This window comes from Nocardioides hwasunensis (genome assembly GCF_014779665.1).
GTDB lineage: Bacteria > Actinomycetota > Actinomycetes > Propionibacteriales > Nocardioidaceae > Nocardioides > Nocardioides hwasunensis.
In genome coordinates this window covers 19,937-46,047 of the sequence record NZ_JACXYY010000003.1, presented here as the reverse complement: position 1 = coordinate 46,047, position 26,111 = coordinate 19,937, and the positions used below count along the sequence as shown (strand labels likewise).

The 26,111-nt window shown below is 71.7% G+C and carries 22 protein-coding genes and 1 pseudogene; 10 read left to right on the top strand and 13 right to left on the bottom strand.

Features of this window, described 5'->3' with window-relative positions; all coding sequences use genetic code 11:
- Positions 1 to 2: 2 nt before the first annotated feature.
- Both IEZ25_RS07325 and IEZ25_RS07320 read right to left on the bottom strand, forming a co-directional pair.
- The gene (locus tag IEZ25_RS07325) at positions 3 to 803 is read right to left on the bottom strand and encodes an SRPBCC family protein (protein WP_191198772.1); all 801 of its coding nucleotides are present in this window, start codon (positions 801 to 803) and stop codon (positions 3 to 5) included.
- Positions 804 to 813: 10 nt separating this feature from the next.
- On the bottom strand, positions 814 to 1,320 hold the full coding sequence (locus tag IEZ25_RS07320) for a pyridoxamine 5'-phosphate oxidase family protein (RefSeq protein WP_191198771.1): 507 nt from the start codon (positions 1,318 to 1,320) through the stop codon (positions 814 to 816).
- 141 nt (positions 1,321 to 1,461) lie between these two features.
- On the opposite strand from IEZ25_RS07320, the gene IEZ25_RS07315 reads away from it, so the two are divergent.
- Complete coding sequence (locus IEZ25_RS07315) at positions 1,462 to 3,825, top strand: ATP-binding cassette domain-containing protein (protein WP_191198770.1); 2,364 nt, start codon at positions 1,462 to 1,464, stop codon at positions 3,823 to 3,825.
- 9 nt (positions 3,826 to 3,834) lie between these two features.
- Here IEZ25_RS07315 and IEZ25_RS07310 read toward each other — a convergent pair whose 3' ends face one another.
- The 4 genes from IEZ25_RS07310 to IEZ25_RS07295 form a co-directional block, all read right to left on the bottom strand.
- On the bottom strand, positions 3,835 to 4,626 hold the full coding sequence (locus IEZ25_RS07310) for an Fpg/Nei family DNA glycosylase (protein WP_191198769.1): 792 nt from the start codon (positions 4,624 to 4,626) through the stop codon (positions 3,835 to 3,837).
- Between the two features lie 64 nt (positions 4,627 to 4,690).
- Positions 4,691 to 5,005, bottom strand: coding sequence for an ATP-binding domain-containing protein (locus IEZ25_RS07305; RefSeq protein ID WP_224748664.1), 315 nt, complete (start codon positions 5,003 to 5,005; stop codon positions 4,691 to 4,693).
- Positions 5,006 to 5,183: 178 nt separating this feature from the next.
- Positions 5,184 to 6,293, bottom strand: a complete 1,110-nt coding sequence (locus IEZ25_RS07300) for a threonine aldolase family protein (RefSeq protein WP_318152094.1) — start codon at positions 6,291 to 6,293, stop codon at positions 5,184 to 5,186.
- A gap of 79 nt (positions 6,294 to 6,372) precedes the next feature.
- Positions 6,373 to 6,954, bottom strand: coding sequence for a lytic polysaccharide monooxygenase auxiliary activity family 9 protein (locus IEZ25_RS07295; protein WP_191198768.1), 582 nt, complete (start codon positions 6,952 to 6,954; stop codon positions 6,373 to 6,375).
- A 232-nt stretch (positions 6,955 to 7,186) separates the two neighbouring features.
- Between IEZ25_RS07295 and IEZ25_RS07290 the strand changes: the two genes are divergently transcribed.
- From IEZ25_RS07290 to IEZ25_RS07280, 3 genes are read left to right on the top strand one after another with little or no spacing between them, the layout of a single operon-like run.
- Entirely contained in the window at positions 7,187 to 8,902 is a 1,716-nt protein-coding gene (locus IEZ25_RS07290; RefSeq protein WP_318152093.1) for a cation:proton antiporter, read from the top strand.
- Positions 8,903 to 8,924: 22 nt separating this feature from the next.
- Complete coding sequence (locus IEZ25_RS07285) at positions 8,925 to 9,764, top strand: aldo/keto reductase (RefSeq protein WP_191198767.1); 840 nt, start codon at positions 8,925 to 8,927, stop codon at positions 9,762 to 9,764.
- A gap of 25 nt (positions 9,765 to 9,789) precedes the next feature.
- On the top strand, positions 9,790 to 10,518 hold the full coding sequence (locus IEZ25_RS07280; RefSeq protein ID WP_191198766.1) for a peptidylprolyl isomerase: 729 nt from the start codon (positions 9,790 to 9,792) through the stop codon (positions 10,516 to 10,518).
- A 9-nt stretch (positions 10,519 to 10,527) separates the two neighbouring features.
- On the opposite strand, the gene IEZ25_RS07275 is transcribed toward IEZ25_RS07280, so the two are convergent.
- Entirely contained in the window at positions 10,528 to 10,971 is a 444-nt protein-coding gene (locus tag IEZ25_RS07275; RefSeq protein ID WP_191198765.1) for an OsmC family protein, read from the bottom strand.
- 71 nt (positions 10,972 to 11,042) lie between these two features.
- On the opposite strand from IEZ25_RS07275, the gene IEZ25_RS07270 reads away from it, so the two are divergent.
- Entirely contained in the window at positions 11,043 to 13,103 is a 2,061-nt protein-coding gene (locus IEZ25_RS07270; protein WP_191198764.1) for a carboxypeptidase regulatory-like domain-containing protein, read from the top strand.
- 101 nt (positions 13,104 to 13,204) lie between these two features.
- Here IEZ25_RS07270 and IEZ25_RS07265 read toward each other — a convergent pair whose 3' ends face one another.
- A complete protein-coding gene (locus IEZ25_RS07265) occupies positions 13,205 to 13,348 on the bottom strand; it encodes a hypothetical protein (protein ID WP_191198763.1) in 144 nt (47 codons plus the stop codon).
- 184 nt (positions 13,349 to 13,532) lie between these two features.
- Between IEZ25_RS07265 and IEZ25_RS07260 the strand changes: the two genes are divergently transcribed.
- From IEZ25_RS07260 to IEZ25_RS07240, 5 genes are all read left to right on the top strand, one after another.
- Entirely contained in the window at positions 13,533 to 14,360 is an 828-nt protein-coding gene (locus IEZ25_RS07260) for a formate dehydrogenase accessory sulfurtransferase FdhD (RefSeq protein WP_191198762.1), read from the top strand.
- Positions 14,361 to 14,452: 92 nt separating this feature from the next.
- Entirely contained in the window at positions 14,453 to 15,652 is a 1,200-nt protein-coding gene (locus IEZ25_RS22180) for an exonuclease SbcCD subunit D (protein WP_191198761.1), read from the top strand.
- Positions 15,649 to 18,729, top strand: a complete 3,081-nt coding sequence (locus IEZ25_RS07250; protein WP_191198760.1) for an AAA family ATPase — start codon at positions 15,649 to 15,651, stop codon at positions 18,727 to 18,729. The genes IEZ25_RS22180 and IEZ25_RS07250 overlap by 4 nt, the downstream gene beginning before the upstream one ends.
- A 240-nt stretch (positions 18,730 to 18,969) precedes the next feature.
- On the top strand, positions 18,970 to 20,490 hold the full coding sequence (locus IEZ25_RS07245) for a TldD/PmbA family protein (protein ID WP_191198759.1): 1,521 nt from the start codon (positions 18,970 to 18,972) through the stop codon (positions 20,488 to 20,490).
- The gene (locus IEZ25_RS07240; protein ID WP_191198758.1) at positions 20,490 to 21,887 is read left to right on the top strand and encodes a metallopeptidase TldD-related protein; all 1,398 of its coding nucleotides are present in this window, start codon (positions 20,490 to 20,492) and stop codon (positions 21,885 to 21,887) included. The genes IEZ25_RS07245 and IEZ25_RS07240 overlap by 1 nt, the downstream gene beginning before the upstream one ends.
- A gap of 25 nt (positions 21,888 to 21,912) precedes the next feature.
- Here IEZ25_RS07240 and IEZ25_RS07235 read toward each other — a convergent pair whose 3' ends face one another.
- The 5 genes and pseudogenes from IEZ25_RS07235 to IEZ25_RS22455 form a co-directional block, all read right to left on the bottom strand.
- Positions 21,913 to 22,191, bottom strand: a complete 279-nt coding sequence (locus IEZ25_RS07235; RefSeq protein WP_224748663.1) for a hypothetical protein — start codon at positions 22,189 to 22,191, stop codon at positions 21,913 to 21,915.
- Positions 22,188 to 23,453, bottom strand: coding sequence for a TFIIB-type zinc ribbon-containing protein (locus IEZ25_RS07230; RefSeq protein WP_191198757.1), 1,266 nt, complete (start codon positions 23,451 to 23,453; stop codon positions 22,188 to 22,190). Before IEZ25_RS07230 ends, IEZ25_RS07235 begins: the two co-directional genes overlap by 4 nt.
- Before the next feature lies 1 nt (position 23,454).
- A complete protein-coding gene (locus IEZ25_RS07225) occupies positions 23,455 to 24,645 on the bottom strand; it encodes an SHOCT domain-containing protein (RefSeq protein WP_191198756.1) in 1,191 nt (396 codons plus the stop codon).
- A 51-nt stretch (positions 24,646 to 24,696) separates the two neighbouring features.
- The gene (locus IEZ25_RS21345) at positions 24,697 to 25,731 is read right to left on the bottom strand and encodes a peptidoglycan-binding protein (protein ID WP_191198755.1); all 1,035 of its coding nucleotides are present in this window, start codon (positions 25,729 to 25,731) and stop codon (positions 24,697 to 24,699) included.
- A 32-nt stretch (positions 25,732 to 25,763) separates the two neighbouring features.
- Positions 25,764 to 25,913, bottom strand: a pseudogene (locus tag IEZ25_RS22455) (hypothetical protein); the annotation flags it as partial.
- Positions 25,914 to 26,111 lie beyond the last annotated feature (198 nt).

The window sequence follows — 26,111 nt, the reverse complement described above, 5'->3', positions numbered from 1 at the left end:
CACTACGTCGCCGGTGCTCCGAGCGCATCAGCGAGCCCCTCGGGGTCCGCGACCGAGACGGTCGCGTTGGGGTGCGTGATCGATGCTGTGGGGTCGATGGCGGACACAGGTTCGTGGAAGGTGAGGCAGACGGCACGCTCGCCGTTGGTGGTGAAGGAGATCCCGCGGTCGGCGAACGACAGGTGGGGCGGTCCGGCCGTCTTCGGCCAGGCGAAGCCACCCGTCACCTCGGTGGAGGCGATGTTGGCGCGCGGCGTGACCAGCCGCCACGGCCCGTAGCGCACGTAGAGCCACGCGGGCCCGACCTCGACGGTGGTCGTGCGCGGTGTGATGCCGAACGGCCGCGCGGCAGCGGCGTACGACGGGGCGAAGGCGAAGTCGAAGGTCGCGACGCTCTCCTCAGGCGCGCCGAGCCCGTTGCGGTCGCGCACCAGTCCGCGAAGCGCCGCGGCCGCGGGGAGCCGGTAGGGCTGGAGCAGGGTCGCGGACGGACCTGGAACCCGCAGGAACGCCCGGCAACCGACACCGGCGGCGGCCACCACGTGATGATCCATGACCGTGGTGACGGGCCCCCGCCCGACGCGCCAGGACCAGGAGCGCAGCTCCGCGTCGAGACGGGTGACCTCGAAGTCCACTGCGACACCTGCGGGTCCGTGCACACGCCCGGCGGTGCCGACCTCGAGGTGCTCGTCGGAGGCGTCGACCCCGCGGATCAGTGGCGCCCAGACCGGCCACGTGGCGGGGGTGGTGAACCGTCGCCACGCCTCATCGGCGCTGGCCGGTCCGTGCGCCTCGACGAGCACCGGACGCCTCTCAGAGCGCGACGGTGTCGTTGTCGCCCAGGTCGGGCGTGCCGCGGCCGACGAGACCCTTGGCGATCTCGATGACCGAGGTGACCTTGCCGGGGGTGTCCCAGTACTCCGCGGAGGTGCCGGTGACCTCGAGCAGCACGTTGGACTCGTCCTCCGGGCCGCCGGTCATGAACGCCCCGGCCGACAGGTCCCACAGCTGCTTCAGCTTCTCGCGGTCCTCGTTGACGCGGGCGGTGCCGGTGAGGGACACCCAGCCCTCGTCGCTGGCATAGGCCACGTTGACCCGCGGGTCGGCCTGGATCGCCCGCACCTTGTCGGTGTCGCGCTCGGTCAGGAACCACACGGTGCCCGGGTGCTCGAAGTCCTGGGTGCCCATCGGGGTGGAGACGAGCGAGCCGTCGCCTGCGAGGTAGGTGAGCACCGCGATGCGGGTGTCCTTCATGATCTCGGCGACGGTGCCGATCTGGTCCTCGTGCTGGTCGTGGTGCTGGTCGTCGTGAGTCGTCATGGCCTCGACACTGGCACGCGCGCCAAACCTCCTGCCCCATCCCCACGGAGGTGGCCGGTCACACCGGGTGCCCCCCGTTCGTCGTGGTGGCAGGATTGCCCGCGCCAGCGGGCGGACGAGACACCCAGGAGACGCGCAGCGATGAGCACCACGCACCCGGCCGACGACCACGACCTGATCCGGGTCGAGGGCGCGCGGGAGAACAACCTGAAGAACGTGTCGGTGGACCTGCCGAAGCGGCGGTTGTCGGTCTTCACAGGCGTGTCCGGGTCCGGCAAGAGCTCGCTGGTCTTCGCGACGATCGCGGCGGAGTCGCAGCGGATGATCAACGAGACCTACAGCGCCTTCGTGCAGGGGTTCATGCCCTCGCTCGCCCGGCCCGACGTCGACCACCTCGAGGGCCTGACCACCGCGATCATCGTCGACCAGGAGCGGATGGGGGCGAACCCACGCTCGACGGTCGGCACCGCGACCGACGCCAACGCGATGCTGCGGATCCTGTTCAGCCGGCTCGGTGACCCGTACGTCGGGCCGCCGACGGCGTACTCCTTCAACGTCCCGACCCGCAAGGCGAGCGGGATGATGACCACCGAGAAGGGCGGCCGCACCGAGCGACGGATCGCCAAGCAGGAGGTCTACCTCGGCGGCATGTGCCCGCGCTGCGAGGGGATGGGGAAGGTCAACGACATCGACCTCACCGCGCTCTACGACGACGAGAAGTCGCTCAGCGACGGCGCGCTGACGGTGCCCGGCTACTCGATGGACGGCTGGTACGGCCGGCTCTTCGAGGGCATGGGCCTGCCGATGGACAAGCCGATCAAGTCGTTCACCAAGAAGCAGCTCGACACGATGCTGTGGTCGGAGCCGACCAAGCTCAAGGTCGAGGGCGTCAACCTCACCTTCACCGGCATGATCCCGCAGATCCAGAAGTCCATCCTCTCCAAGGACCCCGAGGCGATGCAGCCGCACATCCGGCGCTTCGTCGACCGGGCGGTGACCTTCCAGACCTGTCCCGACTGCGAGGGCACCCGCCTCACGCCCGAGGCGCGCTCGTCGAAGATCGCCGGCGCGTCGATCGCCGACCTCTGCGAGATGCAGATCAGCGACCTCGCCGACTGGGTCCGCGACCTGGACGAGCCCTCGGTCGCACCCCTGCTCAAGGGCCTCCAGCACCTGCTGGACTCGTTCTCCGAGATCGGGCTCGGCTACCTCTCGCTGGACCGTCCGGCCGGCACCCTCTCGGGCGGCGAGGCCCAGCGCACCAAGATGATCCGCCACCTCGGGTCGTCCCTGACCGACGTCACCTATGTCTTCGACGAGCCGACGATCGGCCTGCACCCGCACGACATCGAGCGGATGAACGACCTCCTCCTCCAGCTGCGAGACAAGGGCAACACGGTGCTCGTCGTGGAGCACAAGCCCGAGACCATCGCCATCGCGGACCACGTCGTCGACATCGGTCCGGCCGCCGGTTCCGGTGGCGGTGAGATCTGCTTCGAGGGCGACGTCGAGGGTCTGCGAGCGAGCGGCACGGTCACCGGCCAGCACCTCGACGACCGCGCCCGGCTCAAGGACGTCGTGCGTGAGGCCACCGGGCAGATGGAGGTGCGAGGCGCCAGCACGCACAACCTCAAGGACGTCGACGTCGACGTCCCGCTCGGGCTGCTGACCGTCGTCACCGGTGTGGCGGGGTCGGGAAAGAGCTCGTTGATCCACGGCTCGCTCGCCGGTCGCGAGGACGTCATCGTGATCGACCAGGGTGCGATCAAGGGCTCCCGCCGCAGCAACCCGGCGACGTACACCGGGCTCCTGGAGCCGATCCGCAAGGCGTTCGCCAAGGCCAACGGCGTCAAGCCGGCGCTCTTCAGCTCCAACTCCGAGGGTGCCTGCTCCACCTGCAACGGCGCCGGCGTCATCTTCACCGAGCTCGGTCCGATGGCGACGGTGGAGTCGCCGTGCGAGGAGTGCGAGGGCCGGCGGTTCAAGGCAGAGGTGCTGGAGCACACGCTGGGCGGCAAGGACATCGCCGAGGTCCACGAGATGTCGGTGACCGACGCGCTCGCGCACTTCAGCGACGGCGAGGCGAAGATCGCGGCAGCGGTGAAGATCCTCGAGCGTCTCGTCGACGTCGGGTTGGGCTACATCACCCTCGGACAGCCGCTGACGACCCTGTCCGGCGGCGAGCGGCAGCGGCTCAAGCTCGCCGTGCAGATGGGCGACAAGGGCGACGTCTACATCCTCGACGAGCCCACCACCGGCCTCCACCTCGCCGACGTGGCGAACCTGCTCGGCCTGCTGGACCGGCTCGTCGAGTCCGGGAAGTCGGTGATCGTCATCGAGCACCACCAGGCGGTCATGGCGCATGCCGACTGGATCATCGACATCGGTCCGGGCGCCGGCCACGACGGCGGCACGGTGGTCTTCGAGGGATCGCCCGCGGCGATGGTCGCGGCGAAGAGGCCGACGCTGACCGGCAAGCACCTCAAGGCGTACGTCGCCGGGTGACGGCAGGCGTCAGGCCTGGCAGACCGGGCACCAGAAGAGCCGGCGGGCGGCGATCTGGGCGTCCACGACGGGAGTCCCGCAGATGCGACAGGGGAGCTCGGAGCGTCCGTAGACGTAGTGCGCGTCGACCCTGAGTGGACGACCGGCGGGGCGCTCACGGTCGGCGGGCAGGGTGGTGACGATGCGCCCGGCCCGCACACCGGCACGCAGCAGCACGACGAGGTCGTCCCACACCGCGTGGAGGACGGCCGAGTCGTGCTCGCGCCCGGGACGGAACGGGTCGAGGCGCTGTCGGAACAGCACCTCGGCGCGGTAGATGTTGCCGACGCCTGCCACGACGGACTGGTCCATGAGGAGCGTGGCGATCGGCGCGCGGCTGCGCAGCACACGAGCGACGAAGGCGTCCACGTCGGGCCGCCGACGCAGCGGATCGGGGCCGAGCCGGCCCAGGACCAGCGTCCTCTCCTCGTCGGTCAGCACCTCGCAGGCCGTGGGGCCGCGCAGCTCGAGCCAGTGGCCGCCGCCGAGCAGCCGGAGCCGGAGCGCGCCGCGGGGGAGTGGAGCGGGGAGCGACCCGTCGCGGAACTTGCCGTAGAGACCGAGGTGGACGTGCAGCCACAGGTCGTCGTAGCGGTGGAACAGGTGCTTGCCCCAGGCGTCCGTCGCCGCGAGCTGGCGGCCGTCCAGCAGCGCGGCGCCGTCCTCGAAGCGCCCCTGCGGACTGTCGGCGGACACGTGGTGTCCGCCGAGCAGCCGGGCGTGGCGGCGGGCGAGGCGGTGGATCGTGTGTCCCTCGGGCATCGCACGATGGTCGCGGACCGGCCGTGCGGCCGACACACCCCTCGGGTGCCCGTCGGCCGCCAGGTCAGTCGGTGAGCACCACGAGCTGCTGGGTGGCGCGGGTCATCGCGACGTAGCGGTCGACGGCGCCGGTGATGCCGCCGCCGAAGGTCTCCGGCTCGACCAGGACGACGAGGTCGAACTCGAGACCCTTCGCCAGCTCGGGCGGGAGCCACCGCACCCGTGCCCCGGACCGCAGCCCGGCTCGGTCGTCTCTCGCGGAGATCACCACCGCCGTGCCCTCCGCGTTCTCGGCCAGCCACGCCTCGAGGACCGCGTCGAGGTCGGCGACGGGTGAGTGGCGCACCGGCACCCCGTTCTGCCGGATCGACGTGGGCACGTTGGCGCGCGCCGGAACCAACAGATCCGTGACGACAGCAGACCGTGGAGCTCCTGGGTCACCGGATGGCTCAGGGGCTCCACGATGTCAGCGCGCCTCATTCCTGCCTGACCATATCGCCGATAACTGACATTATGTCATTATCCGTGAGTTCGCCGATACGGTTAGGCGGCTCGCCTCATCCCCCGTCACGCACCAGCTCCTCCTCGAGCGCCGCCAGGAAGTCGTCGACGTCCTGCTCGGTCGTGTCGAACGAGCACATCCAGCGCACCTCGCGCCGGGCGGCGTCCCAGTCGTGGAACGCGAACCGCTGCCGCAGGCGGTCCGCCACGCCCGGCGGCAGGATCGCGAAGACCCCGTTGCTCTGCGTCGGCTGCGTCACCTCGACGGCCGGCAGGAGGTCGACCCCACGCCGCAGGCGGGTCGCCATCGCGTTGGCGTGGCGGGCCGAGCGCAACCACAGGTCGTCGTCCAGCATCGCGAGGAGCTGCGCCGCCACGAACCGTGACTTCGACGCGAGCTGCATGTCCATCTTGCGCAGGTAGCGCAGGGACTCACCGAGCCCCGGGTCGAAGGACACCACGCACTCACCGAACACCAGGCCGTTCTTGGTGCCGCCCCAGGTCAGGATGTCGACACCGGCGTCGGCGGTGAAGGCCCGCACGGGTACGTCGAGCCAGGCGGCCGCGTTCGCCAGGCGGGCACCGTCCACGTGGACCTTCATGCCCAGCTCGTGCGCGTGCGCGGCCAGGTCAGCGATCTCGTCCGGGCGGTAGCAGGTGCCCAGCTCGGTGGTCTGGGTGATCGAGACGGCCAGCGGCTGCGCGCGGTGCTCGTCGCCCCACCCCCAGGCCTCCCGATCGAGGAGCTCGGGCGTGAGCTTGCCGTCCGGCGTCTCCACCGGCAGCAGCTTCATCCCGCCGACGCGCTCGGGAGCACCGTTCTCGTCGACGTTGATGTGGGCCGTGCGCGCACACACGACCGCGCCCCACCGCGGCAGCAGCGCCTGCAGGGCCAGCACGTTGGCGCCGGTCCCGTTGAACACCGCGAAGATGTCGACGTCCACTCCGAAAACGTCCGCCAGCTCGGCCTGCAGGCGCTGCGTGTAGACGTCGGCGCCGTACGCCGGCTGGTGGCCGCCGTTGGCCTGCGCGAGGGCCCGGAGCACTTCGGGGTGCACTCCCGAGCTGTTGTCCGAGGCGAAGCCCCGCCGGGAGGGGTCGTGGAGCCGTAAGCCGTCGAGGACGGCGTACGTCTCCTCCCCCGTCTCGTCATGCAGCTGCGGCACCCTCGTCCTCGTCTCACGTGCGGAGTCCGTGCAGCCGGGCGTGTCCGGCTGCCTCGTCGAGGATGTCTATCAGGTCGACTCAGTCGTTCTCCAGGCCGTTGCCCACGCCGGTGCCGACGTTGACGTCGACGCAGCTGTAGAAGGCGTTCACGGTGTCGGCGACGTTCCACCGGGCCAGGATCGTGTGGCGACCGGGCGTCAGGCCGCTGATGGTGTGACTCACGTCCGACGGGGGCTGGGTGTTGCCCTGGTCGACTGTCTCGTGGAGCTCGCCGTCGACGAAGTACTCCCAGGTCGAGGTGCGGTGCGCCGCCGTGAGCCGCCACTGGAGGGTGACGGTCTGGCCGACGTCGGTGACCGGCCACGGCAGCGAGCTGTCGTCGAGGATGGCGTACTGGCTCCCTCCGCTGCAGGAGGTCGCACCCTGCGGCGCCTCGACGCTCTGCGGTTCGTAGCTGATGGGGCCGCAGTCGAACGACGTCGCCCCGCTCGCACAGCTGTCCTGCCGGCTCGGCGGCGAGGTGATCCACCCGTGCGCGGACGCCGGGCTGCTCAGCGCCGCCGGCACCAGGACGGCCCCGGCCATCGTGGCGACCGCGAGGCCGATGCCGTGCCGCAGTCTCGTGGAGCTCGCGTCGGACGGCGTGGTCGAGGTGTTCATCGTGATCCTCCCGAGTGGATGGACGAAGGCGCGTGGCCAGGCCACCCGACCGTAGGAACCGCCTGCGGGGCACGCCAACACCGCAATTCGCCCGGTCCCTGACAAACCCCACGGACCACCGACCCCGAGAACGCCCGTTGACGCTGGTCACACGCGCGGCGGACCTCCTCGCGGTCGGCCGTCCGAGGGGTCTCGCCAGGTGAGACGTCGCCGCGCGCCCTAACCTGACCTCGTGGAACTGCTCACCCTCGCGATCGCTGCCCTGATGGCCATCGTCGTGGCGGCGGTGCTCTCCAGACGCACCGGCATCGCCACTCCCCTCGTGCTCCTCGTCGTCGGCATCGTCTTCAGCCTGCTCCCGGGCACGCCCGACTTCGAGCTCGAGCCCGACTGGATCCTCCTCGGCGCGCTGCCACCCCTGCTGTACGCGACCGCCGTGCAGGTGCCGGTCATCGACCTCCGGCGCAGCTTCGGCATGATCACCTGGCTCTCGGTCACGCTGGTGGTCGTGTCGGCGCTCGCGGTCGGTGCCGTGGTCCACCTCATCGCGCCCGACGTCTCGTTCGCGGCGGGCGTCGCCCTCGGCGCCGTGGTCAGCCCCACCGACGCGGTAGCCGCCAGCGCGATCGGCAAGCGGCTCGGACTCCCCCACCGCCTGATGACGGTCCTCGAGGGCGAGAGCCTGCTCAACGACGCGTCGGCGCTGGTGGTGCTGCGCACCGCGCTCCTCGCGATCACCGCCGGCTTCAGCCTGGGTGACGCCCTCTTCGACTTCGCGCGCGCCGTGGTGCTCGCGCTCGTGATCGGCTACGCCGTGGGCCACGCGACCGTCTGGCTGCGCAGCAAGCTGGCCGACCCGGTGCTGATGACGGCGGTCAGCTTCATCGTCCCGTTCCTCGCCTTCCTGCCGGCCGAGGAGGCCGAGGCCTCGGGCGTCGTGGCGGTGGTGGTCGCCGGCCTCGTCACCGGTCACCACGCACCTCGCAGGTTCAGTGCGCGCGAACGGCTCACCGAGCGCACGAACTGGCTCACCCTCCAGTTCCTCATCGAGAACGGCGTCTTCCTGCTGATGGGACTGCAGCTCGAGTCACTGCTGCGCGACCTGGACCAGTCCAACAGCACCGTCCCCGAGGTGCTGGGGCTGGCGGCGGTGGTCTTCGTCCTCCTGGCCGTCCTGCGGGTCGGCTTCGTGGGCGTGCAGGTCCTCAGCGCTCGTCGCCAGCAACCCAAGCTCGACGCCATGCGCGAGCGCCTCGACCAGATCAGCGACCGCGTCGACACCATGGAGGAGAAGGGCAACGCGCGCACGGCGACCGAGCGCGGCCAGCAGCGACTCTCCCAGTTCCGTCGTCGGGTCGCGCGCGGCAAGGCCGACGTCGACTACCAGGAGAGCGAGCCGATCACCGCTCGCGGCGGCGCCGTGCTGTCGTGGGCCGGCATGCGCGGGGTGGTCACGCTCGCCGCGGCGCTCACCATCGGCACCGAGGTCGACGAGCGCACCCTGCTGATCACGGTGGCCTTCGTCGTGGCCGTCGCCTCCCTCCTGATCTACGGTGGCACCCTCCCCCTCCTCATCCGCGCGCTCGGCGTCTCCGGCGTCGATCCCGACCGACAGCGCAGCGAGGTCGCCGAGCTGATGGGCGACATCAGCGACACCGCGGTCGCCTCCATCGGTCCGACGGACGCGATCGTGATCGACGGGCAGAAGATCGACCCGAACGTGGCCGAGGAGATGTTCGGCTGGCTCGACCGGGCTCGCGAGTTCGGCGGTGACACCACTCCGGAGGCGCTGACCCAGGCCTCCCAGCGCATGCTGCTCCAACGGCAGTTCATGTCGCTGATGCGCGACGCCCTCCACGAGGAGCGGGCCATCGGCGCCTACAGCACCGCCGCGCTCGCACAGGCCTCGTCCCTCATCGACGCCCAGGAGCTCCGGCTCGAGCGCTGACGTGCGGGGCTACGTTGGGGGCATGGCTGACATCGCGACCTACGACCTCAACGACGGCACCACGATCCCGGCGATCGGCTTCGGCACCTATCCGCTCAAGGGCGAGGCCGGCACGTCGGCCATCGTGAGCGCCCTCGAGACGGGCTACCGGCTCATCGACACCGCGGTCAACTACGAGAACGAGTTCGAGGTCGGCGAGGCGATCCGCCGGTCCGGACTCCCTCGCGACGAGGTGCTGGTGGCCAGCAAGATCCCGGGCCGCCACCACGCGTACGACGATGCCATCACCTCCGTGCGCGAATCGCTCGACCGGCTGGGGCTCGAGCACACGGACCTGCACCTCATCCACTGGCCGAACCCCTCTCAGGGGACGTACGTCGAGGCGTGGCGCGCCCTGGTGCAGCTGCAGAAGGACGGGCTGGTCCGCTCCATCGGCGTCTCGAACTTCACCGAGGAGCACCTGCGCCGCATCATCGACGACACCGGCGTCGCTCCGGCGGTCAACCAGGTCGAGCTGCACCCCCGGTTCCCGCAGGAGCACATGCGCGGTGTCCACGAGCAGATGGGGATCCGCACCGAGGCCTGGAGCCCGATGGGCAAGCGCCGCGCGCCCCTGGACGAGGACGTCGTGACCGCGGCCGCCCGGTCCCACGACGTCTCCCCCGGCCAGGTGATCCTGCGCTGGCACGTGCAGCTCGGCTCGCTCCCGATCCCCAAGTCCGCCGACCCGCAGCGCCAGGCCCAGAACCTCGACGTCTTCGGCTTCGAGCTCACCGACGCCGAGATGAGTGCGATCAGCGGCCTCGCCGAGGACGACGGCCGGCTCTTCGGCGGTGACCCGGAGACCCACGAGGAGATGTGAGGACGCGCTGGTTAGAGTCGGCCGCATGCTGAAGCGACTCGCCACCGTGGCCGCCTGCCTGTCCGTGCTCGTCCTCGCCGGGTGCGGCGACGACTCCGGCGGGGGTGACTCGGCGAGCGACTCCTCGAGCCCGTCCACCTCGGAGTCCGCCTCCTCCTCCGACTCACCGGACGCGGCCGGCAGCGGCAAGACCACGACGTGCGAGTACTCCTCCGACGGGCAGGAGCCCGCGAAGAAGGTGGACCCGCCGGCCGAGGAGGCGCAGGCGGACGGCACCGTCTCGGCGACGATCACGACCAACTTCGGCGACATCGGCCTCTCCCTCGACGCGGCCAAGGCGCCCTGCACCGTCAACTCGTTCGTGTCCCTGGCCGAGCAGGGCTTCTACGACGACACCCCGTGCCCGCGCATCGGCGACCAGGACGGGTTCGGCATCCTCCAGTGCGGCGACCCCACGGGCACCGGCTCGGGTGGCGCCGGCTACTCCTTCCCCGACGAGCTGAGCGGTGACGAGACCTACCCCGCCGGGACCCTGGCGATGGCCAACGCCGGTCCCGACACCAACGGCTCGCAGTTCTTCCTGGTCTTCCGCGACTCGCAGTTCCCGCCGAGCTACAACGTCTTCGGCACGATCGACGAGGCCGGGCTCAAGGTGCTCGACGCGATCGCCAAGGAGGGCAACGACGGTGCGCACCCCGCCGGCGGCGGCGCCCCCAACAAGGACGTGACCATCGAGAAGGTCACCGTCGGCTGACCTGAGCGGTCAGCGGGGCACGTCCGGGTAGACGACGTCCTCGCCGAGCTGGACGGTCCGCGAGACCGTGCAGAGCCGGTCGCGTGACATCGCGATCGCGCTCTGGACGCGCTCGCGGGCCGTGTCGCCCTCGGCCCCTTCGGGGAACTCCAGGCTGAACGAGACCTGCAGGCCCGTCATGTGGTTGCCGTGCTCGTCGCGGACCTTCCGTCCCTCGGCGTGGACCTCGAACGACGTGCTGGTCGTGCGCTTGTGCGTGATCGCCTCCACGTCGAGCGCGCTGCACCCCGCGATGGCCGCGAGCAGCAGCTCGACGGGCGTGAAGTCGGGATCCTCTCCCCCGGTGCCGAAGAACGTCTCCCCGCCGCGGGCGTTGGTCGCCTTGAAGCGTGCCGGGCCGATCCTGGTGAGCTCGACGCTGCGGAGGTCCTCGTCACGGGTGTCATCGGTCATGCGGTCCACCCTGCCAGAGGCCGGGTCGGGTTACGCTCCCCCCAGATACGGTCCGTCTTGGGGGAATTCGCATGTCACGCAGAGCCGCTCTTCTCGCCATCACCGCACTGCTCGTCGCCATGGTCGCGGCGCCCGCGCTCGCGCTCGCCGACAGGTGGGCCGCCTGGGGGCCGATCCAGGGGTCCTCCAACGCGTTCCGCACGACGATGACCCAGCAGCCGGGCTTCCCGGCGGCGACCGTCACCTCGGACTCCCGGTCCCCCGTGTCGCTCCCGGCCGGCGCGAGCACCTTCCTCGGAGCGTCGACGCCGCCCGGCCAGAAGTACGGCTCCAGCGCCGGCAACGCCTACCTGCTCCTGCGCCCCAAGGCCGACACCGCCACGACACCCTCCACGACGACGTACACCTTCGACTCCCCCACGCCGGACATCGGCTGGGCCTTCGTGCTCGGCGACATCGACTCCGACGCCGTGCGGGTCAGCGCCACGGACGCGAGCGGCGGCGCCGTGCCGGCGGCGACGATCGCGAGCTGGTGGCGCGGCGCGTTCAACTACGCGGGAGGCACGGACGTGCCGACCTTCGACGCTGCCGACGCCACCCTCACCGGCAACGCCACCGCCGCTGACACCGACGGCGCGAGCGGCTGGTTCGAGCCCACCACCCGACTGACCAGCCTCACCTTCACCTTCACCCGGCGTGCGGGGTTCCCGGTCTACCAGACCTGGTTCGTCAGTCGGGCCCGTCCCATCGGCGGGACCGTCAGCTCGCCGCCCGGCAACGCGTGCAGCCCCGCCCAGGCCACGCTGACCCTGGTCTCCCCCTTCGGGGAGCCCCTGGCGACGACGCAGCCGGCCGCCGACGGCACGTACTCGTTCGGCCAGTTCGCGACCCAGGCGGGCTACGTCGTGCGGATCAGCGTGCCGGACACCTGCGCGATCGTCGGTGCCGCGCAGAAGCCGGCCGACAACCGCGGCAACGACAACAGTCCCGCGTCGCGAGCCGACTTCGCGATCCGCGAGATCATCCCGCAACCGATCAGCGGACGCGTCGTCGAAGGTGACCCGACCGATGCGGCCGCTCCCGGCGTCGCCGGCGTCGTGGTCACGCTGACCCCGCCCGGCGGCGGACCGACGCGAAGCACGACGACGGATGCCGACGGCTCGTACCTCTTCGACTTCAACGACGACACCGACGCGGCGGGCTACACCGTCTCGATCGCCGTCCCCACCGGTTACGTCGCGGGGCCACAGGGCACGAGCATCGGCGGACTCGTCATCCAGGGCCAACCGTTCGAGAACCAGAACTTCGGCATCGTCGCGCTGCCCTCGGTCTCCGGGACGGTCACCGGCGGGGGTGTGGGCATCGGTGGAGTCCAGGTGGTGCTGACGCCCACCACCGGTCCTCCCATCACCATCGCGACGCGCGGTGACGGGACCTACGAGCTCACCGCCGTCCCGCCGGGCGACTACACGCTCTCCGTCGTCGCCCCGGACGGGTTCACCGCTCCTCCCCCGAGGCCGATCACCGTCTCGCCGGCGGGGCTCACGGGACAAGACGTCGCCCTCGAGCGGCCCGGAGCCGTCGGCGGCACCATCACCCGCGACGGGTCGCCGGTGGCAGGCGTCGAGGTCGTCGTCGAGGGACCGGGTGGACCGCAGGCCGTCCGCACCGACGCGGACGGCCACTACTTCCTCGACCAGCTAGGCCCCGGCACCTGGACCGTGACGGTCCGTGCGCCCGACGGCACGGTCGTGGTCGGCGCGGCCTCGCAGACCGCGACGATCACGGCGGCGGGAGAGATCCGAGGTGGGCTGGACTTCGTCCTGGCCGCGACACCCACGACGCCTCCTCCGACCACACCGACGGGTCCGCCCACGGCGACGCCCTCCCCCACACAGACACCGACCCCGACGCCCACCCCGACCGACGAGCCCACCGACGAGCCCACCGAGTCGCCGAGCGACGAGCCGACGGTGGCGCCCACCAGCACGAACGGTGGCGATGACGGCGGCGGCGGCGTCCTGCCCGACACGGGTGGCCCGTCGGTCTGGCTCGGCGCGACGAGTGCCGCGGCCGTGCTCGCCGGGCTCGTCCTCGTCGCGCTCTCGAGGCGGCGCCCGCGCCGGCCATGAAGAACACCCTGCCAGTGGGGTGACTGACAGGGTGTCCGGTCCCGCGGCGCAGGCGCCGCGAGGTCACGCCCGACGCTGGGTCGGACGCTCGTCGTGCTGGGTCAGCGTGGGGTGCGACGCGCAGCGCGACGGGCTCGGCGCTCCTCACGCAGGGCGATCTCCACGTTGCGCAGGAGGGCGCGGTCCTCGTCCGAACGGGCGCGCGCGTCGACGAGCCTCATGGCGAGGTGCAACTGCGGGTTCATGGTGATCTGTCCTTCCGAGGGCGTCCTGCCCTCTCGTGGTGAGTCTCGAACTGGTAAGAGGTAGCCGCTCCGATGCGGCCCTTACATTCTACGGACGCAGAAGGCGGCGGAGCGCATCCACGGCGGGGTGATCTCGGCCACCAGCCGCCCCCGTCCGCTGCCGGACGACGGCTAGGCTCGTCGGGTGACGACGGAGCGAGCGCGACGCCCAGGACCCTCGGTCAGGACGAGGGTCGTCGAGCACCGGGGCGACGCGGAGATAGCGCGAGAGGACCGCCTCATCACCGAGGAGCCCCTCGAGATCCGGGTGCGTGCCGGCGCTCTCGAGCCGCGACGCGCCTGGGTGACCATGCGGACGCCGGGACACGACTTCGAGCTCGCCGCCGGCTGGCTCGTCCACGAGGGACTGGCCACCCCGCAGGCCATCACCCAGGTCGCCTACTGCACCGACGACGACCTCGCACCCGACCAGGAGTTCAACGTCGTCACGGTGGCGCTCGCCGACGCCGCCGACCTGCCGCACCGGCACGTGGCCGCCTCGGCCGGGTCCTCGGCGTGCGGGGTCTGCGGCAAGGACAGCGTGGCGGAGGCGCTGCAGACGCGGACCGCCGCACCGTGGACGGGTGCGCGCCCGGACGCCGACGTCGTACGCCGCCTCCCCGACGCGCTGCGCCAGCGTCAAACGCTCTTCTCGAAGACCGGCGGCGTCCACGCAGCGGGTCTCGCGGATGCCGACGGGACCCTGCTCGTGGTCCGCGAGGACGTGGGCCGGCACAACGCCGTGGACAAGGTCGTGGGCTCGCGCGTCCTCTCGGGCGATCCCACTGCGGTCGCGTGCCTGGTGCTCAGCGGGCGCGTGGGCTTCGAGCTGGTGCAGAAGGCCGCGGCGAGCGGCATCGGCTCCATCGTCGCCGTCGGTGCCCCGACGAGCCTCGCGGCCCGGTTGGCCGCCGACGCCGGGATCGAGCTCTGGGGATTCACCTCGCCGCACCGCAGCGTCCGCTACTGCTGAGACCCGACTCGACCCGACCCCGACCTGACCCGCCACGGCTCGTCCCGGCGTGGGGCCCCGTCGGTGTCGGTGCCGCGTCATAGCGTCGTCCCGTGCGCATCCTCCACACCTCCGACTGGCACCTGGGGAGGTCCTTCCACCGCGAGGACCTGCTGGGCCACCAGGGTGCGTTCGTCGACCACCTCCTCGAGGTGGTGGCCACCGAGCAGGTCGACGTCGTGGTCGTCGCGGGCGACGTCTACGACCGCGCCCTCCCCCACGTCGACGCGGTGGCGCTGGCCGACGAGACGTTCGCCCGCCTCGCGGCCTCCCGCGCCCAGGTGGTCGTCAGCAGCGGCAACCACGACAGCGCCCAGCGGCTCGGGTTCGGCTCGCGGCTGATGGACGCCGCCGGCGTCTTCGTGCGCACCGATGCCTCGTCGGTCGGCACCCCGATCGTCCTCGGCGACGAGCACGGCGACGTCGCCATCCACGCCATCCCCTACCTCGACCCGTCGGCCCTCCTCGAGCCGTGGGCGCTGAGCCACCGCAGCCACGAGGCAGCGCTGGCCCAGGCGATGACCCGCGTCCGCGCCGACCTGACCCGCCGCAGCGCCGGCACCCGGTCCGTCGTGCTCGCGCACGCCTTCGTCGCCGGCGCCGAGCCGTCGGAGTCCGAGCGCGACATCAGCGTCGGCGGCGTCTCGCGCGTGGCCACCAGCATCTTCGAAGGCGTCGACTACACCGCGCTCGGCCACCTCCACGGTCCCCACACGCTCTCGCCCGCTTTGCGCTACTCCGGCTCCCCGCTCGCCTACTCCTTCTCGGAGGCCGACCAGGTCAAGGGCTCCTGGCTCGTCGAGCTCGACGCCCGCGGGCTCGGCGGTGCCACGTGGATCGACGCGCCGGTCCCCCGGCGCCTGTCCCGTCTCACCGGGACGCTCACCGACCTGCTGCTCGACCCGGCGCTCGAGCCGCACGAGGCCGACTGGGTGCAGGTCACCCTCACCGACCCCCAGCGTCCGGCACGTGCGATGGAGCAGCTCCGGCGTCGCTTCCCGCACACCCTCGTCCTCCAGTTCCCGACGCCCGTCGCCGACCCGAGGGCGCCAACCGCACCCGCGCCGGGCACGAGCGACCACGCGATCGCGGTCGACTTCGTGCGCCACGTCCGCGGCACCCCCGCCTCCGCAGCCGAGTCAGACCTGCTGCAGGAGGCCCTCGACGCCTGCTGCCACGACCCCGACCTCGACGTGCTGGTCTCGGCAGCCGGCCCCGTCCGGCAGGCCCCGGCAGGAGGTGGCCCGCGATGAGGCTGCACCACCTCGAGGTGACGGCCTTCGGTCCCTTCGCCGACCGCACCCGGATCGACTTCGACACGCTGTCCGACGCGGGTCTGTTCCTGCTCAGCGGGCCGACCGGCGCGGGCAAGTCCAGCATCCTCGACGCCGTCTGCTTCGCGCTCTACGGCGACGTCCCGGGCGACAGGTCGACCGCCAAGCGCCTGCGCTCCGACCACGCCGGCGACGACGTCGTCCCGCGGGTCGTGCTCGAGGCGACGCTCTCCGGTCGCCGGTTCCGGATCGACCGCTCCCCCGCGTGGGTGCGCCCCAAGAAGCGCGGCTCCGGCACGACCACCGAGCAGGCGCGTGTGGTGATCTCCGAGCGTCGCCCCACGGCCGGGTCGTCCGGTCCGGACGGGGGAGGCGGACACCAGTGGCACCCGCTCAGCACCCGGCTCGACGAGACGGGTCACCTCGTCACCCGGCTGGTCGGGATGACCCTGCCGCAGTTCTGCCAGGTGGCCCTGCTCCCCCAGGGGCGGTTCCAGGCGTTCCTGCGGGCACGGTCGGAGGACCGTCACGCCCTCCTCCAGCAGGTCTTCCAGACCGGACGCTTCGACCGCACGGAGCGGTGGCTGCGCGAGCGCCGCGTCGAGCTGCGCCGTGCCTCCGACGCGCACCATCGTGCGGTCGCCGACCTGGTCAGCCGGGTCAGCGAGGTGGGGTGCGACACCTCGCCCGACCAGTGGTCGGTCGAGCCGGCCGTGCTCGACCAGTGGCTCGACTCCCTGGCCACCTCCACGGCCGCGGAGCACGACGAGCAGGCGGCCACGCTCGAGGTGCTCGTGGCCGACGAGCGGGAGGCAGCCGAGACCCTTGCCGCCGGCACCCGCCTGGCGGGGCTCCAGGCACGGCGTGCGGCGGCCGAACGTGATCGGGCCGCACTGCTCACCGCGTCGGACGACCACGTCCGTCAGCGCCGTCGCCTCGACGAGGCGCACCGGTCCGCGCCGGTGCGGCCGCTCCACCTCCTGGCCCTCGACGCGCGCCGCACGGTCGACGACCTCGATCGCCGCGTCGACGCCGCTCGCGGCGCGCTGGTCGACCTCCTGGCCGAACAAGCCGGACCGGCGCTACCCGACGACGCCGGACTGCTCGGCGACCAGCCCCTCGACGGGCTGACGATCCCCGCCGCGCCGCTCGACGACCAGGGTGTCGCCGACCTGCAGCGCGAGGCCACGCGGATGCTCACCGACATCGCCCGGGTCCGCCCTCTGCAACACCAGGCGCTCGACCTCGAGCGGCAGCTCGTGCGGGTCGGGCGCGACCGGGACCAGCAGGTCGACGACCTCCTGGCGGTCGAGGTCCGCCTGGCCCAGCTGCCCGACGTCATCGAGGCGCTAGGCCCGGCTCTGACACGTGCCCGTGCCGCCCGTGCGCGCGCCGAGACCCTGGCCCTCGAGCTCGGCGTCCTCGACGAGCGGCTCGCCGCCGCCAGGACGGCCGAGGAGCTCGAGGTCCTCGTGGCCGCCGCCGAGCGCGAGCTGCGTGAGGTGCAGGAGTCGCGACTGATCGCCCGCGAGGCGCTGGTGGAGATCCGTGAGCGCCGGCTCGACGGCATGGCCGCGGAGATCGCCTGCCAGCTCGCGGTCGGGGCGAGCTGCCCGGTCTGCGGCTCGGCCCAGCACCCTCGTCCGGCCTCACCCACTCCCGGCGCACCCGACGAGTCGGCCGAACGCGAGGCCCGGCGAGCCGTCGACGACCTCGAAGGCGTCGTCGAGGCCCATGCCCAGCAGGTGCGCGGTCTCGCAACCCGACTGGCGGCATCCCGTGCGGAGGCGGCCGCGCCCGTCGATCAGCTCCTCGCCCGGACGGAGGAGGCCCGCGGGTGCCTGGACCAGGCTCGGGGAGAGGCGGACGGACTCGAGGACCTGACCGCTCGTGAGGCGCAGCTGCGCGCCGAGGTGCAGAGGCTCTCCGCGACGCGTCACGACCTCGCGACTGCGGTCGCACAGCACGACACCGAGACCGCCGTCCTGGCCTCGCGAGTGGACGACCTGCGGACCCAGGTCGCCGCCGTGGCCGGCGAGGGCGCCGACCTCGACGCACTCGCCCGCTTCCACCAGGAGGTGGAGCGGCTCACCCATGACCACCGCACCGTGACCGCGGACCTCGCCCGGGCCCGGGCCACGGCGACCCAGACCCAGCAGGCTGCCGACGAGACCGCCATGGCTGCGGGGTTCCCCTCGGCCTCGGCGGCGGCGGAGCGCTGGCTCACCGAGTCCGAGGTCGACGCCGCGCAGGCGGCCGTCGATCGACACGACCGTGAGCTCGCGCGGGTCGAGGAGGTGCTGGCGGACCCGGAGCTGGCGCACGCGACCACGTCCGAGCCGCCCGACCTCGACGGGCTCGCCAGCGCGCACGCCGAGGTCCGGCAGGCCGCGGCCAGCGCCCACCAGCGCACCGTGGGCCTGCGTGAGCGCGCCAGCCGGCTGCGCGCCCTGCGCGACGAGGTTCGCGCGGCGGTCGCCGCCTGGGCGCCGGTGCGCGACGACCTCGACCTCGTCGCCGACCTCGCGTCGCTGGTCGACGGCAAGCACCCCGACAACCGCATGCAGATGCGTCTGTCGGCCTACGTCCTCGCCCACCGACTCGGCCAGGTCGTCGACGCCGCCAACCTCCGCCTGTCCACGATGAGCGACCAGCGCTACTCCCTCGTCCACACCGGTCAGCGCGGCGCCGGCGAGACCCGCGGCGGCCTCAGTCTCCTGGTCCGCGACGACTGGACCGGCGACAGCCGTGACCCCGCCACGCTGTCCGGGGGCGAGACCTTCGTCGTGTCCCTCGCCCTGGCGCTCGGGCTCGCCGACGTCATCACGCAGGAGGCCGGGGGCACCGACCTCGACACCCTCTTCGTCGACGAGGGGTTCGGCTCCCTCGACGCCGAGACCCTCGAGGACGTCATGGACACCCTCGACTCCCTGCGCGACGGCGGTCGGGTCGTCGGCGTCGTGAGCCACGTCCCCGAGCTCCAGACCCGCATCCCGACCCAGCTCCGCGTGCTGCGCGGTCGCCACGGCAGCCGCGTCGCCCTCCGCCTCGCCTGACGACCCGCACCTCGCCCGGTCCCGCACCTCGACCGGGCGCTACGTCGCGGGGCCGCGGCGTCGCCGGACGTCATGGCCCCTGGCCGCTGGGACGACCGCCCGCCAGGACGTCGACGACGTACGTCATGGGCACCGGCCGTCGCGACGACCACCCGCCATGACGTCTGGTGAGCCCTCACCGGCGCCGACAGACCCGCACCTGCTCGTGAGCGACGACCCCGCTCGGATAGGTTCGACCGCATGAGTTCGACCGGGCTCGACCCGACCTTCAGCGACCTGCCGCACCGCCACCTCGGAGAGGTGGCCCTGGCCCGTGCCCAGGAGCTCGGCGTCACGCACGCGGACTTCCGCCTCGAGCGCAACCGCTACCAGTACCTCGGTGCCCGCGACGGCGTGCTCCAGACCGCGAGCGACGCCGAGGACCTCGGCTTCGCGGTCCGGGTCGTGCACGGCGGCGCGTGGGGCTTCGCGTCGGGTGTCGTGCTGACCGACGACGAGGCCCGGCGGGTCGCCGAGACGGCCGTGGCCGTCGCCAAGGTCGCGGCGGCGATGACGACCACCCCGGTCGAGCTGGCCCCGGAGCCGGTCCACGACGACGTCACCCGGATCTCGGGCTACGACGTCAACCCGCTCGACGTGCCCACCCGCGAGAAGGCGGACCTCCTGGTCGACTGGACCGAGCGCCTGCGCACGGGCTCGGCGGTCGCCCACGCGACGTCGTTCCTCCAGCAGGTGCAGGAGAACAAGTACTACGCCGACCTCTCCGGCACCCGCACCACCCAGCAGCGGGTCCGGCTGCAGCCGGGCTTCGAGGCGACCGGCGAGGACGCCGACACCGGCGTCTTCGACTCCATGGCCTCCGTCGCACCTCCCGTGGGCCGTGGCTGGGAGTACCTCACCGGATCCCACTGGGACTGGGACGCCGAGCTCGCCGAGGTCCCCGAGCTGCTCGCCGAGAAGCTCACGGCGCCCAGCGTCGAGGCCGGGTCCTACGACCTGGTCGTCCACCCCTCCAACCTGTGGCTCACCATCCACGAGTCGATCGGCCACGCGACCGAGCTCGACCGCGCGCTGGGCTACGAGGCGAACTACGCCGGCACGTCGTTCGCGACCTACGACCAGCTCGGCACCCTCCGCTATGGCTCTCCCGTGATGAACGTCCAGGGCGACCGCACGACCGAGCACGGGCTCGCCACGGTCGGCTACGACGACGAGGGCGTGCAGACGCAGGCCTGGGACATCGTCCGCGACGGCGTGCTGGTCGGCTACCAGCTCGACCGCTCGATGGGTCACCTCAAGCCCGAGCTCAACGAGGGCCGGTCCAACGGCTGCGCGTACGCCGACTCCCCCGGCCACATCCCGATCCAGCGGATGGCCAACGTCTCGCTCCAGCCCGGCACCGACGGGCTCTCCACCGACGACCTCGTCTCGCGCGTGGAGCACGGCATCTACGTCGTCGGTGACAAGTCGTGGTCCATCGACATGCAGCGGTTCAACTTCCAGTTCACCGGGCAGCGCTTCTACAGGATCACCGACGGTCGACTCGACGGGATGCTCCGCGACGTCGCCTACCAGGCGACCACGACCGACTTCTGGGGGTCCATGGAGGCCGTCGGCGGCCCCGAGACCTGGGAGCTGCACGGGGCGTTCAACTGCGGCAAGGCCCAGCCGGGTCAGGTCGCGGCCGTCAGCCACGGCTGCCCGACCGCTCTGTTCCGCGGCGTCAACATCCTCAACACGACCGACGAGGCAGGCCACTGATGACCACCCGGATCAGCACCGCCCAGCAGCTGGTCGAGCACGCGCTCGCCACGTCCACCGCCGACGACTGCATCGCGATCGTCCGCGACGTCACCAGCGCCAACCTGCGCTGGGCCAACAACACCCTCACCACCAACGGCGTGATGACCGAGGTCTCGGTGACCGTCGTCAGCTTCGCCTCGGTCGCGGGCGGGATCGCCACCGGCTCGGTGTCCGGCAGCGCGGCCACCACCGAGCAGGTCACCGCCCTCGTCGAGGCGGCCGATGCGGCGGCTCGTGCGGGCTCACCCGCCGAGGACCGGGCCGACCTGGTGGCCGAGCGGACCTCCCCCGACTGGGACGACGAGCCGGTGACCACCGACATCGGGGTCTACGACGCCTTCGCGCCCGCCCTCGGCGAGGCCTTCGTGCAGGCCACGGCCGAGGACCGGCTGCTCTACGGATTCGTCAACCACGACATCGCCACCACCTACCTCGGCTCGAGCCGAGGGCTGCGGCTTCGGCACGTGCAGCCGACCGGCCACTACGCGTGCACGGCCAAGGACACCTCCCTCACCCGGAGCGCCTGGGTCGGCGGCGCCACCCGCGACTTCGGTGACGTCGACGCGGCGTCGATGGCCGCGACCGTCGCCCAGCGCCTCGCCTGGGCCGAGCGGCGAGTCGACCTCCCCGCAGGTCGCTACGACACCATCCTCCCGCCGTCCTCCGTGGCCGACCTGATGATCGACGCCTACTGGGGTGCCGGCGCCCGGGTGGCGCACGAGGGAGAGTCGGTCTACAGCCGCCGCGGCGGCGGCACCCGCATCCACGACAAGGTCGCCGCGCCCGGGGTCAACCTCTTCTCCGACCCGGCGTACGCTGGTCTGGAGTGCGCGCCGTTCGTGATGGCCGGAGCATCCGACAACACCGACTCGGTGTTCGACAACGGCCTGCCGCTCGAGCGCACCGACTGGATCCGCGACGGCCTGCTCACCGGCCTGATCCAGACCCGTCACTCCGCGGGCATGACCGGCCAGCCCGTCACTCCGATGATCGACAACCTCGTCCTCGAGGTGGGAGATGGCGCCGGGTCGATCGACGACCTCGTCGCCGGCACGCAGCGCGGCCTGCTGCTGACCTGCATGTGGTACATCCGTGAGGTCGACCCGCAGACGATGCTGCTGACGGGGCTGACCCGCGACGGTGTCTACGTCGTCGAGGACGGTGAGATCGTCGGTGCGGCCAACAACTTCCGCTGGAACGAGAGCCCGGTCGACCTCCTCGACCGGTTCAGCGCGGCCTCGGCGACCGTGCCCAGCTTCAGCCGCGAGTGGGGCGACGACTACTTCTCACGCACCGCCACCCCCGCCCTGCGCATCCCCGACTTCAACATGTCGAGCGTGTCACAGGGCGTGTGACCCCGCCCCTGGTTCGAGGCCCGGCTCAGCGGAGCCGCTGCACCCGCGCCCGGTGCTTGCGGCTGTTGTCGCCGTCGATGCTGGACATCCGGGTCCGGGAGATGTGGTCGATCTTCTCCCGCCCGCCCTGCACCGGCTTCGCCTCGATCAGGGTGTCGCGCTCGAAGGCGTGCGACTTGTCGGTGTTGCGGTAGTAGCGGTAGAGCGCCCAGTACGTCGCCACCGCACCGGCCGGTCCCGCTGCCAGCAGCCATACCGGTGGGCCGTCGCTGGAGGCCAGCACCGTGAGCATCAGGTCGATCATGACCACGCCACCAGGAGGAAGCCGGCGATGCCCTCGAGCACCGTGCCGACGGTCATCGCCGCCAGCACGAGACGCCACTGCGAGACCGGCACGCTGCCCATCGTCTCCCCGGTGCGCGCGTTGACCGCGATGTAGTGCAGCATCCCCGTGCTCTCCTGTTGGTAGGAGTAGAGCCAGACGGGCAGGTACATCGAGACCCAGCGCGATCCGCCGACGTCGAGCTGCTCCTGCTCCCAGCGCACCCCACGGTCGAACTCCCGCAACGATCCCTCGACCTGCGAGCGCCCGATCGAGAGCAGCTGGTCCTCCAGCACCGGGTGCAGTCCGTCGACGTCGAGGTCGCGCTTCTCGCTCGTGAAGCCCACGAGATAGCTCGAGTTCCACTGCACCGCGTTCTTGGTGTCGAAGGGCAGGATCGTGTTGATGATGTTGTTGGTGGTCGACGAGTCGAAGTTCGCCCGGTCGGCGGCGCCCTCGATGGTGAGGTCGTCGACCGTGAACGACACCGAGCGGTCGACGCGGAACACGTCGGCGGAGTAGTAGGTGACGGTGTTGTCCCCCTTCTTCTCCGTCCAACGCCGCGTCTGGACCTCGCCGCGCCCCGTGTAGGCGGCCTCGGCGCGCGCGTCGATCACCAGGTAGGGCAGGTAGACGCCGAGCACGTTCTCCGGGACGAACTCCTTCTTGAAGCGCGGGTGCGCGAAGAGGCGACGCTTGGAGGCGAACTCGCGGATCCGTTCCACGGCCTCGGCGTGGGTGAGCCGGAAGGGCAGCACCGCGTCGGGCACGGCCCCGTTGGACGTCTGCTGGTTGACGTTCAGCGTGTGACGGCACCAGTGGCAGCGGGCGTTCATCGCGTGGGCGGTGTCGACGACGACCTCGGCACCGCAGCCGCCGCACTTCATGGTGATCACGTCGCCGGCGTCGGCCGAGATGTCCCGCGCGCCGCCGGCGATCACGGTGCCCTGGAGCTCGTCGATCCCCTCGCCGAGGCCGAACTCCTCCTCGACACGCGACTCCTGCCACTCGTTGCGGCAGAACAGGCACACCAGGTTGCCGGTCGACCCGCGCAGGCGTACGTCGGTGGACCCGCACTTCGGACAGCGGTTGACCCCGTCGGCGAGCGCTTCGTTGACGGTCGCGATGTCAGGGCCGGGCTCGGGCTCGGCCCGGGCGGCGGCGAGCTCCTCCTCCAGCGACAGCGGCGGGCCGTCAAAGGGGGACGAACGCTTCTCCCCCGGTGGCTGGGCGTCGTGCGTCATCTCAGAGACCGAGCGCCTTGGCCTTCGCCGCGTCGTAGTCCTCCTGGGTGATGAGGCCGGCGTCGAGCATGTCCTTGGCCCGCTTGAGCACCGCCATCGGGTCGTCCGCCGCGGGCGCAGCCGGCGCGGCGGGCTCTGCGGCTGGGGCTGCCGCCGCCGGCGCCGCCTGGGTCGGCTGCTGCAGGCCCCCCAGCCCCATCCCGCCGGTGGCCATGCCCATCCCGATGACGCCACCGGGGCCGGCGTTCTCCCCCGCCGCCTCGATGCCCGCGGCGACGGACGCCTGCAGGTTGGAGTTGCCGCGGGAGCCCGACAGGGCGTCGGCACGCTGGACGTTCTTGAGGAGCTCGCGGGTGTTCTCGTCGTACTCGATCGAGATGATCGCGGTCTTGACGATCTCCAGGCCGCGGTCGCTGCGCCACTGGTAGTTCTCCTCGACGGCGGCCGAGAGCGACTGCGCGAAGCCGATGGAGTCCTGCTGGAGGCGGCTGATCCGGTTTCCCTTGGCAGGGTCGTTGGTGTACATCGAGAACGCCGGCGCGAGTGAGCCGACGACCTCGTTGAAGAGCTGCTCGCCGGCCGGGTTGTCGATGTCGGTGAAGTCGAAGACCCCCCGGCCGTTGATGACGTCGGCCGAGACGAAGTTGCGGATGAAGGTGAGCGGGTCGGCGATCTTGAGCGTGTAGGTGCCGCGGGTGATCGCGCCGACCTGGGTGTTGAGGAACGCATCGTCCCAGTAGATCTCCGACTGGGTGCCGAACTTGTTGTTCGGCAGCTCCTTGAGGTTCACGAAGATCGCGGTCTGCTGCGACCCGGGGCGACCGCCGAACTTGAACCTCTCCCAGCTCTGCTTGATGAGCGAGTCGACCAGGCCGCCGCCGGAGAAGACCGACTGTGACGCGGTCTCCTCGGAGTCCCAGATGTAGCCGCCGGGCTCGGCCGCGAAGCCGGTGAACGCCCCGTCCTCGACCAGCACCAGGCCGTAGCCCTCGGGGACCACGATCTTGGAGCCGTTGGTGATGACACCGTCGGAGCCGCGGGTGTTGCTGCCGCGACCGGCGTTCTGTCCCTTGGCGAGCGCCGGGAACAGCGCCGCGGTCGCGGGAAGCCCGTCCGGCACGCCGTAGAAGTCGATCCACTGGTCGGCGAGCGTGCCTCCGATGGCGCCGCTGACAGCCTGGAACAGTCCCATGTCATTCCCCTCTGACGGATGCGGTGCGCCATGGATGCGCCCGCAGCAACACTAGACCCCAGCACGTCGCCGAGGCAGGTGAAACCCACTGCGAGACGCCGGTCGGCGCGCGCCAGTCTGGAGCGCCTTCCAGGTGTCGGTCGTGACGACCCCGGTGGGGTCGAGGCCGACCCGCCGCTGGTAGCGCGCGACCGCCCGGGTGGTGCGGTCGGTGACGACGCCGGTGACCTTCACCGATCCGAACCCGGCGGCCCGCAGCGAACGCTCGAGCCGCAGCGCCGCGTCACCGGACGAGCCCACCTTCACCAGTGGCTTCGATCCCTGGGCGAACAACGCGGTCCACGTCGCGGGATCGGTCCTGCCGCTCTGGCGCAGGTCGTGCCGACGCTGGAACTTCCGCACGGCACGCGCCACCTGGGCGTCGTACCGCCCGTCGAGGCGACTGCGGTAGCCGGCGTGCTTCCTCAGCAGGCACTGCAGTGCCTCCACGGCATCGCCCCTGCGACCGGTGCGGAGCCGGGGGTAGGACCGGAGGTCGAGGTCCGTGCGGCCACACGCGAGGAGGGTGCGCGGCGCCTGCGAGCCACCGTCGAGCTCGAGGAAGTTGCGGTCGATCGTCAGCGCGACACCGCCGTACGCGGCGTCGGTGTGCAGCTGGTACTGGTGGACGCGCTCACCCTCCCAGCTGTCCGTGCGGACCCAGCGCTGGTCGACGTCGACGTTCGCGCGGTTGTTGTCCCACGCGAACCAGACCTGGTCGGGCATCTGGTAGGACCCGGGCGAGAGGTTGTCGGCGTTGTCCAGCGTGTGGATGCCCGCCGAGATGCTGGAGTAGACGCCCGAGCGGTAGCGGAGGTCGTGCAGCGCCTCGGTCCAGCCGCTGAGGAACCGCAGGGCCGAGCGCCTGCAGTCCTCGTCCGTGACATCGAAGCCGCCCTCGAGGTCGTACCAGAGCGTCGTGCGCGGCTTGATGCCGAGCTCACGTGCGCGGACGACGGCGGCGGTCGCCTCGGCGCGGCCGCGCGCGTCAGCGGCTGCGTAGTCCCCCCGGGGTTCGGATCGATCAGGTCGGCGTACGACGAGCACGCCGCCTGCGGGCCCACCCAGATCGGCAGCACGCGCCAGCCGGCCGACCTCTGGCGCGACACCCAGGTGGCGTCGAGGTGCGGCTGGCCGGGGTCGGTCGCGCCGGTCTGGCACGACGCCGTCGATCCGCCGATGTAGATCCCGACGCCCCAGAACGGTGACGACGTCAGCCAGGCGTCCATCTGCTCCTGCGTCGGCGCGCAGCGTGCGTCGAAGGCGTAGCCGGTGAGGCCGTCCTTGCTGCGGGCGGCCTCCGCACCGCCTCCGACGAGCAGCGTGGCGCAGAACGCGAGGACGACCGCCGCGACGACGGTCAGGCGGGCCGGACTGGCTGGTGCGTGCATGGATCTCCCCCGAGAGTGCTGGATGGCCGACCCTAG